This window comes from Caballeronia sp. INDeC2, assembly GCF_023631325.1.
In the GTDB taxonomy this organism is placed as follows: Bacteria; Pseudomonadota; Gammaproteobacteria; order Burkholderiales; family Burkholderiaceae; genus Caballeronia.
In genome coordinates, this window is the sequence record NZ_JALQDG010000007.1 from 1 (window position 1) to 8,227 (window position 8,227).

The 8,227-nt window shown below is 61.4% G+C and carries 8 protein-coding genes and 2 pseudogenes; 5 read left to right on the plus strand and 5 right to left on the minus strand.

The genetic code is table 11. The features are described 5' to 3' along the window. Window positions 1-144 (minus strand): annotated as a pseudogene (locus NCS28_RS07275) (1,2-phenylacetyl-CoA epoxidase subunit PaaA); the annotation flags it as partial. Window positions 145-341: 197 nt separating this feature from the next. On the opposite strand from NCS28_RS07275, the gene NCS28_RS33525 reads away from it, so the two are divergent. Together NCS28_RS33525 and NCS28_RS07290 are read left to right on the plus strand one after the other, a co-directional pair. After that, on the plus strand, window positions 342-845 hold the full coding sequence (locus tag NCS28_RS33525; RefSeq protein WP_502801162.1) for a hypothetical protein: 504 nt from the start codon (window positions 342-344) through the stop codon (window positions 843-845). Between the two features lie 233 nt (window positions 846-1,078). Further along, window positions 1,079-1,405 (plus strand): DUF4148 domain-containing protein, encoded by a 327-nt coding sequence (locus NCS28_RS07290; RefSeq protein ID WP_250513193.1) that lies wholly within the window; start codon window positions 1,079-1,081, stop codon window positions 1,403-1,405. Between the two features lie 500 nt (window positions 1,406-1,905). On the opposite strand, the gene NCS28_RS07295 is transcribed toward NCS28_RS07290, so the two are convergent. Both NCS28_RS07295 and NCS28_RS07300 read right to left on the minus strand, forming a co-directional pair. Continuing rightward, window positions 1,906-3,012, minus strand: coding sequence for a hypothetical protein (locus NCS28_RS07295; protein ID WP_250513194.1), 1,107 nt, complete (start codon window positions 3,010-3,012; stop codon window positions 1,906-1,908). Between the two features lie 176 nt (window positions 3,013-3,188). Beyond that, window positions 3,189-3,398, minus strand: coding sequence for a hypothetical protein (locus NCS28_RS07300; RefSeq protein ID WP_250513195.1), 210 nt, complete (start codon window positions 3,396-3,398; stop codon window positions 3,189-3,191). A 268-nt stretch (window positions 3,399-3,666) separates the two neighbouring features. Between NCS28_RS07300 and NCS28_RS07305 the strand changes: the two genes are divergently transcribed. Together NCS28_RS07305 and NCS28_RS07310 are read left to right on the plus strand one after the other, a co-directional pair. Beyond that, window positions 3,667-4,713 carry a T6SS phospholipase effector Tle1-like catalytic domain-containing protein gene (locus NCS28_RS07305; RefSeq protein ID WP_250513196.1) on the plus strand — a complete coding sequence of 349 codons (1,047 nt, stop codon included), beginning with the start codon at window positions 3,667-3,669 and terminating at the stop codon, window positions 4,711-4,713. Window positions 4,714-4,948: 235 nt separating this feature from the next. Continuing rightward, entirely contained in the window at window positions 4,949-6,550 is a 1,602-nt protein-coding gene (locus tag NCS28_RS07310; RefSeq protein ID WP_250513197.1) for a hypothetical protein, read from the plus strand. On the opposite strand, the gene NCS28_RS07315 is transcribed toward NCS28_RS07310, so the two are convergent. Beyond that, window positions 6,514-6,858, minus strand: a complete 345-nt coding sequence (locus NCS28_RS07315; RefSeq protein WP_250513198.1) for a hypothetical protein — start codon at window positions 6,856-6,858, stop codon at window positions 6,514-6,516. The two genes, NCS28_RS07310 and NCS28_RS07315, sit on opposite strands and share 37 nt — an antisense overlap. Before the next feature lie 162 nt (window positions 6,859-7,020). Here NCS28_RS07315 and NCS28_RS07320 point away from each other — a divergent pair, with 162 nt between their 5' ends. After that, window positions 7,021-7,779, plus strand: a complete 759-nt coding sequence (locus NCS28_RS07320) for an SDR family NAD(P)-dependent oxidoreductase (RefSeq protein WP_250513199.1) — start codon at window positions 7,021-7,023, stop codon at window positions 7,777-7,779. Window positions 7,780-7,882: 103 nt separating this feature from the next. On the opposite strand, the pseudogene NCS28_RS07325 reads toward NCS28_RS07320, so the two are convergent. Further along, a pseudogene (locus NCS28_RS07325) lies at window positions 7,883-8,227 on the minus strand (porin); the annotation flags it as partial.

Consider the following 8,227-nt stretch of genomic DNA (forward strand, 5'->3'; position numbering starts at 1 on the left):
GGCGTCGGGCATCCAGTCCTGCGGTTCGATCTTGCCGTCGGCTTGCATTACGGCGTCGAAGCGGGTCTGTTCGGGGGTGGATGCTGATGCGGGCGCTTCGCTGGCTTGCGTAGGGCTGGGGAGGTCGAGGGATTGAGTGTACATGCAAGGCTCCGCCGTCTTTTTTGAGATGCGATGGAGCGAGTATAGCGATTAACCGACCGTCCGGTTGATTAATTTTGCTTGCAACTATCTCGGCAGGATAGTGTCGCGTTAACCCGGGTTCCGTATTTCCTACACCGGTAATCCGGCGGAGGTCGTCCACATTTCCGTAAGCCGCGCCGCGACGCGTATTTTGAGCTTTGGATGCAATCGACCAGATGCGGCGCGTCAGGCGGGCGAATCGCTGGCTATCCAGAAATGCTTCACTGCCCGAAGAACACACCCTGCGGGTCGACCCGTTTGCTTGCATGGCCGGATTGCGAAACCGCGTCCGTCGACGAACCAAATCCTTCCGCCTGCGCCTGAGCGACGCGCGCATCGGCGACGCGCGTTTCGGCTGCCTGCAGTTTTTGCAGGGTAAGACGCGTCTTCCGCGACGGGCGAATAACCGGCCTTTTCGACTTGGACGAGTTCGCCGCGGACTTCGGCGCGAGTCACGAGCGCTCGATTGCGCGAACGATGGAAGCGGCGCGGACACGATGGCGGCTGCGATGACTGCATTGACCTACGATTTCATGATCGGCTCTCCCCGTTATTCGATGAAGCCCGGCGCGCTTGATGATTCGACGCACGCCGAGCGGACGACCGAAGTCGAGGTGTACAGCCGCCGATGGTCCTTCACCGGAAATTTACGAGATCGGTAAAGAAAGCGCAGCACTGATGATGCGGTGCATATACGGCAGAGCCTGTCTCGGCGTCATCGCGCAGCCACTTTCACTGAATGCAACCAGGCGCCGACGCAATTATTCCTATATCGACAAAGATCATTCAACGGAAACGAGAATGATCTTCGGAACACGCGTCTTTACACTCCGTTCACAAGCTGCTTAAGACAGACCGGCAGCACGATCAGATATCCGAATCGGAGGTAGTCACCATGAAGACGTTCATTTCCGCAGTCGCCGTCGCCGCTGCTCTTGCAGTTCCTGCCCTTTCGTTCGCGCAACAATCGGATGCGCCGCTTTCGCGCGCTCAAGTTCGCGCCGAGCTCGTTCAACTCGAGAAGGCTGGTTACAACCCGAATATCAGCGATCCGTCGTATCCGTCGAACATCCAGGCAGCGCAAGCTCGCGTGAGCGCGCAGCAACTCGCGCAAGCGCCGGCGCAATCGAGCGACTATGGTTCGGTCGCTAACGGCTCTTCGCAATCGGGCCGCACGATCGGCGCTCAACCACGCGCGCTCGGCACTTACTTCGGCCAGTAAGCGGACGGCATCGCAAGCCTAAACATTCCAGCTTTAGCGCAAAGGGCGACATCCATAAAATGTCGCCATTTTGCGTTTTGCATACGACGTGCGTTATGCACGATGGCATTTTGCATTCGACATGTTGAATACCGGGCGGCGTTGGCCCGTCGTTGCCTCAACGTGAACAGAGAGTGAAGCCGCGATGATTGGACCGAATTGCTTGACTCTCGGGCCATCCCGGCGATCGAGCCTCAGTGTCCCGGCGCCGTAACCGACTCCACGCATAGCGCCATTCCACCGTATCGCATAAGCGCTTCTGCGAACGTCTCGCTATGCCCCGCGCAATCCGCCGGCTCCATCTACTGGCCTGACAGCACCATACGCGCGCGGCTTCATCGAGCCTGGATGTGGCGGACATCATTGCGGTTCTGGCGTAATCACCTAGCTTCAATCGGATCATCGAAGTCACGGCCCTTCGTCCGCGAACGCGAGAAAGGACCGCAACGCGACCAGGAGACTCAGTTCGCCGGAATCGTCACCACCGGCGACTTCGCCGTATCCGTAACTTCCGCGAGCGCCATCAAATTCTGCACGACTGTGAACGCATATTTCGAATCGAAGTCGCCGCGATCGATCCAATACTGCGATTTGTCGTAGAGCACGCTTACATACGCGTCCTTCGGCACCTTCTCGCCCACCTTCACGATGATCGTCGGCCGCGTCTCCCCGCCGATCAGCCCGATGCTCGGCTTGGTCGCACCACTGCCCACCTGCTCGTCAGGCACGGCGATCTGCGCGCCGAGATCGGTGAGGATGCCGAGCACCGAGCGCGTGACCATCGGAACGCGGTTCTGCTCCGACGACTGTCCATAGACGATCTCGTAAGTCTTCATCTTCGGCGAGAGGTGCAGGAGCTTTCTCACTAGCGTCAAGTCTTCGACGACTTCCTTGTTCGACCCGCTGCGCGTCGCGCCGAGCGTGATGAAGACGCCGCCCTTATCCGCGCTGTTGCCTTTCTTGCTCTTGTCGCTCTTGTCGTAATCCGTGTTGCGCGTTTCGATGTTGAGTTCGCCCGCAAGTTGCAATCTGCGCAATGCCTGCAACAGCAGAAAGAACTCGGGCGACCCCGATGCATTCGGCCCGCCCAATGCATTGCCGTTCTGCAAGCCGCTGATCGATTGCGCGGTGATGCGCAACAGCAAATCGATCGGAATGCCGCTTTCGGCGAGCGGCATCACGAGCGTCGGAGAAAGCGGACGAATGTAGGCGCTCGCGTAGGCATCGCCGGTGGTTGGTGTGAACGTGAACGTCGGATGATTCGAGTAGGAGACGCTGCCGGTCGCCTGCGCATAGTTCGGCTGCGCGCCGGAGCCGGCATTGAACACGACGCCGCCCGTGGTATCGAACGTATAGGCGGCGATGATGCTGCTCACGGTGAGAAACGATGGCGCGTCCGCGAAACGCAATCCGACGATCGCGGCAAGAATTTCACGCTTCTTCGCATCGCCGAGCGCCCGGGCGTAATCCACCTGATCGGCTTTGAGGCGGCCCGGGCCAATGCCCGCGCAGCCTGCTGCGAGAAAGGAGACGGAGAGAATCGCAATCGATAAGGCTTTCCTTGTCATGGCTCTGTATGAAGGTGAAAAGGCGGATCGTCGGCGTTCGGCCGCGGAACATCCGGGCCGAAGTCGCAAATTTCATACCTTTGAGCGCGAACGACCGCTTCCGGCGCGTTGCACGCCGGTTTATCGAGGCGACTTCGCGACCCGACGTGCTTCGTCAGGCCGCAAGCAAATCGAGCTTACGAAGCGCCGCGCTGTTGCGCCTTCGACTGAGCGCGTTGTTCCTGCGAAGGCGCTTGAGCGATATGACGATTCGCTTCCTTATGCTGCGCGACGAGCGCATCGAGCCGGTCCTGTGCGAAGCGCGGCCCGTCGTCGCGTGCGAAAGCAGGTGCGGCAAGCGTCGCTGCCGCCAGGACAATGACCGTGGCGAAAGGCGTTCTTTTCATGATTCACCCCGCGATTGAAGGCGGCAGGCCCCGAGTGCCGCCGCGAGACTAGGATCGCACATCGGCGTGAAAGCTGCGCGGCGTGCGCTCCCGTCATCGCCCTTGGCATCCCTCGTCTTTCCGCCAAAATCCAGCACGGCATCGCATGAGCGGCGCTTTGCACTGTGCGCGTGCTTGCGCACGGCGCGCGGATTACCTATTCCTTACTTCGGGGCGTCTTTTGTCATACCGGCGCCGCATCGACCAAAGACACGGAGACCGCGCGCTCATGAATCTCGCCATTTTCTTCGACGGCACGTGGAACGAGCCCAACGACCGCACCAACGCCTATCTGCTCTACAAGCTCGCGCCCGAAACGGACCAGCAGGAAACCTTTTATGTGCCCGGCGTCGGCACGCAAGGCAACGGGCTTTTCTCGCTCGCGAACAAGTTTCTCGGCGGCGCATTCGGCGATGGTCTCAGTGAGAACATCAAAAGCGGCTACGCGTGGCTATGTCAGCGCTACACGCCCGATGCGAAGATCTATATCTTCGGCTTCAGCCGTGGTGCCTATTCCGCGCGCAGCCTGGCCGGGCTGGTCCGCAAATGCGGGCTCGCGAACGACTGGAGCCCGCAGTCGATCGATCAGGCTTATGGCATCTATCGCGACAAGGACGTCGGACCCGCGGATCAATCGGTCGTCGAGTTTCGCAAGCAGTTCACGCGCGAAGTAGATGTCGAATTCATCGGCGTATGGGATACCGTCGGCGAGCTCGGCATTCCGCTCGACGGCGTACCGGTGCCGGGCTTTTCGAGCTACTACAAGTTCCACGACACGACGCTTTCGAACAGCACCAAGGCGGCTTATCACGCGATCGCCGCGAACGAATTTCGCTCGCTCTACAAGCCGACCTTGTGGACGCCCGGCACCGACACACGCGGTAGTAATCTGCCGCTCGAACAACGCTGGTTCGCGGGCGCGCATGCGAACGTGGGCGGCGGCTATGTAACGCCGCCGCGCACGCCCGAGGATCTGCTTCCGCTCATTCCCGCGGAGTGGCTGCGCAGAAAGGCAGCGGAGCACGGCCTTTCGATCGACGGGCCAATCCCGATACCGCCGCAAGCGTTCCAGTCTCTGCCTATCGATTCGTACACGGAGTTCACCGCGCATCATCCGTTTCTTCAGGCCGTATGCAAGAAGGAACCGCGCATGGCGGGAACCGCGTTGAATGAAACAATCGACCCGAGCCTCCTCGAACGTATCAACGCGCCCGGCTTTCTCGACATGTATCCGGCGCTCGTCGCGCAGCTGAAAGCGCTGCCGGCCGGAAAATAATTCAGGAATCCGCATCGATTTCCGAATTGTGTGCGCAGGCACGCACGCATCGCCAAAAAACGATGCATAGAATTCGTCTACCAAACGTTTGCGATGCAAACGAATCGCAGATTTCGACGCATCGCTTCAGTGACCGCGCGTAAGTAGTTGCATGTGAAACCATCTGCCCGAGGCGCGCGGCCCGGGCCGACGTCCGCCCGCAGCCTTTGCTCCGCCCGGACACGAGGAGACCGGCATGAGCACGACTACGACGACGGAATTCAGCGGGCATGGCGCGCCTGCCGATATCGACATCGACGCCCGCACGAACGACGACGGCTTCAGCGACGGCGAGCCCGGCCCGCGCGCGGCGTCGGATATCGCCACGTGCGAGGCGCTGATCTCGCATGCGGCCGAAACCGGAACCATCCTCGAAAAGACCGACGTCGATGCCGTGCGCGGCGCGCGGGCCGCCTTCGATCAGGGCATCTGGAGCCGTGCGATCGGCAGCGCGTTCTACGGCGCGATGAGCCGCATCGCGGCATCGGTGCAATATCCGGGGCCGCGCATCGTCGATGATCTCGATCACTGTCGCGACATGGTTTCTTACGGCGCGCAGAACGGCAAGCCGCTCGACGAACACGATATCGAAGCGATGTCGAAGGCGCGCGTCGCGCAGCAGGACCACACGTGGAATCCCGAGATCGAGAGCGCGTTCTACGCGGCGATGAGCCGCATCGCGCACGCGGTGACGCCAGTCGTCGCGGAGACGGCCGGCGACGAAGCGCGGCGAGGCGCACGCCGCGCGATCCGCATCTACACGCATTCGGCGATCGCGCTGACGCTCTTAGTCGTGTCGCTGTCATGTCTGCTCTTCGTGGCAAATCAGGTGTCGACGGATATCGCGACCGTCGTCAAGGAAAACGATGCCGCCGCGCTCACGCTGCACAACCAGTTGCAAGCGCATGCGGTCGCGATCGCCGATGCCGACCGAAAGAAAGACGCCGCCGCCGTCATCGCGCTGCAGAACTCGCAGCCCGCGTTGCAGATCAAGGAGGAGTTGCAGAGCTTTGCGACCAACAATCGCCAGCTTTTCGCCGACGTATCGCGCATCAGCGCCTTCACGACGAGTCTCGGCCTCGGCGCGATACGCAGTCCTTATAAAGCGCCCTGCGACGCCGAAGAGAACGTGCTCAATTTCCAGGGCGCGTATCGCACGTCGCATTCGCCGAAGTATTACGACGGCAAGGTGGCGAGCGGCGACTGGCAATGCAATCCCGACGTCGCGCGCAAAGTGCTGGAAATCACGCTGCCGCTGCTTGCGAAGCCCAATGCCGAACCCGGCGACATCAACCCGCCCACCGATATCGACGCGGTCGCGCAAGGCTTTCAGAAGATCGCGGTGTATCAGGACATTCGCGCGATGGCGCTGTATGCGAACGACATCATCCTGTCGATCGTCGGCGCGGTGACGGGCTTTCTTTTGCCGGTGCTCTATGCATGGCTCGGCGCGTGCGCCGCGATCCTGCGGCAACTCTCCGCCGATTCGGCGGCCAGCACATTCCATCCCGAGCACTCGAAGGTCGCCAATCGCGCGCACGTGACGAGCGCGATCATCGTCGGCATTTCGATCGGGCTTTTTAGCAAGCTGCTCGAAGGCGGCAAGGATGTGTCGCCGCTCGCGATCGCGTTCGTCGCGGGCTATGCGTCGGACAAGTTCTTCTTTTTCGTCGACAGGCTCGTCGGCGCGATATTCCCGCGCGGCGATCCACCCGCGAGTGCGAAGAACACCGCGAGGACGGCGATGCCGCGCAATGGCGCTCAGGTCTCGTCGAGCTCGAACTCGACGCTCGGGTAATCCTGCAGACGCCCGCTTACTTCGGCTTCGCGCTCGCTCGTAAAAAGGCCGTCGAGATAATCGAACGACAGCTTGCCGACGAGCGCCTTCAACGCAAGTTCCTCGCTGCGCTTCGGCTCGGTCGCGATATCGCCCGAATCCATGCAGGCGCAGAACTGTCCGTTCTTCGAAGCCATCGCGCCGATGTCGATCACCTTGCCGTCGACGTTCTGCGCGAGCACGCGCTCCTCGACCGCGAAAAGCCTGAACGGACGTTCGAAGCTCGCGGGCGGCTCTGTTTTGTCTTCCGTGCTTTCACGATCGGCCATGGTGCGGTTCTCCGGGGCGGGCATCGATCGAAACGATGCAGCAAGGTCCGCGCCCGCCGCCTGTGCATTGCAGCATCGACATGCCTTTCCTGCGCGTGCCGGGTCGTCCTACATTGAATCATCGGGCACGCAAACAAAGGAGCTGTCACTGTGAATGCAACCATGAGCGGCAAGGTCGCGGTCATCACCGGCGCGAGCCGCGGACTCGGGCGAAACGCCGCATTGCAACTCGCGCAGCACGGATGCGGCGTGATCGGCACCTACAAGCGCGATGCGCAAGCCGCGCAATCGCTCGTCGATGAAATCGCCAACGCCGGCGGCAAGGCGGCCGTGCTCGCGCTCGACGTCGCCCGCTGCGATACCTTCGCGGCCTTCGGGGACGCGCTCTGCAAGACACTCGAAGACACGTTCGAACGGGAGAACTTCGATTTTCTGGTGAACAACGCGGGCATCGGCATTCGTGCGCTCTTCGCCGAAACCACGCCCGCGCAGTTCGACGAACTCGTCGACATCCAGTTAAAGGGACCGTTCTTTCTGACGCAGACGCTCCTGCCCTTTCTCCATGAGGAGGGCGCGATTCTGAACGTGTCGAGCGGGCTCACACGTTTCGCGTTGCCGGGGTTTGCGGCGTATGCAGCGATGAAAGGCGGCATGGAAGTGCTCACGCGCTATCTCGCGAAAGAGCTCGGGCCGCACGGCATCACGGTGAACACCATCGCGCCGGGAGCGATCGAGACGGACTTCGGCGGTGGCGTCGTGCGCGACGATCACGATACCAACCGGTTCATCGCAGACAACACGGCGCTCGGGCGCGCGGGTTTGCCGGACGATATCGGCGGTGCGATCGTGGCGATGCTCTCGGACGGCAATCGCTGGATGACGGCGCAGCGCGTCGAGGTGTCGGGCGGGATGTTCATCTGACGCATAGTGTTGCGCTGCGCGAAAAAAAACCCGGACGCGCAAAGCGTCCGGGTTTTGCATACAACATGCGTAATGTCTAATGCATCACGCCGCGAAGCGTCGCTTAGAAGCGGTGGATGATACCCACGCCGCCCGCGAACATGCTGCGCGATGCCGACGGTGCGCCCTGGAAGCCATCGCCGATCGTTGCGTTCGCAGCGGTCTGACTGTTCGTCGACGTGTTCGTCGGAACAGCCAGCGTGTTGCCGTTCGCGCGCTGGAATGCTTCGAGCGCGTACAGGCCCGTGCGCTTCGACAACGAGTAGTACTGGGACAAGTTGAACTGGTGGTACGACGCTGCGTCGTTGATGCCGTTCGCCTTGCTCGCCCAAGTGTAGCTATAGCCCGCCGCGAAGTCCCATGCCGCCGTCGCCTTCCAGTGCAGCACCGTGCCGGCCGTGTTGAACAC

Bases quoted from the DNA above. Each gene is read 5' to 3' on its own strand.
- NCS28_RS07290 (WP_250513193.1), top strand. From the start codon at position 1,079: ATGAAGACGTTCATTTCCGCAGTCGCCGTCGCCGCTGCTCTTGCAGTT.
- NCS28_RS07295 (WP_250513194.1), bottom strand. From the start codon at position 3,012: ATGACAAGGAAAGCCTTATCGATTGCGATTCTCTCCGTCTCCTTTCTC.
- NCS28_RS07300 (WP_250513195.1), bottom strand. From the start codon at position 3,398: ATGAAAAGAACGCCTTTCGCCACGGTCATTGTCCTGGCGGCAGCGACG.
- NCS28_RS07305 (WP_250513196.1), top strand. From the start codon at position 3,667: ATGAATCTCGCCATTTTCTTCGACGGCACGTGGAACGAGCCCAACGAC.
- NCS28_RS07310 (WP_250513197.1), top strand. From the start codon at position 4,949: ATGAGCACGACTACGACGACGGAATTCAGCGGGCATGGCGCGCCTGCC.
- NCS28_RS07315 (WP_250513198.1), bottom strand. From the start codon at position 6,858: ATGGCCGATCGTGAAAGCACGGAAGACAAAACAGAGCCGCCCGCGAGC.
- NCS28_RS07320 (WP_250513199.1), top strand. From the start codon at position 7,021: ATGAGCGGCAAGGTCGCGGTCATCACCGGCGCGAGCCGCGGACTCGGG.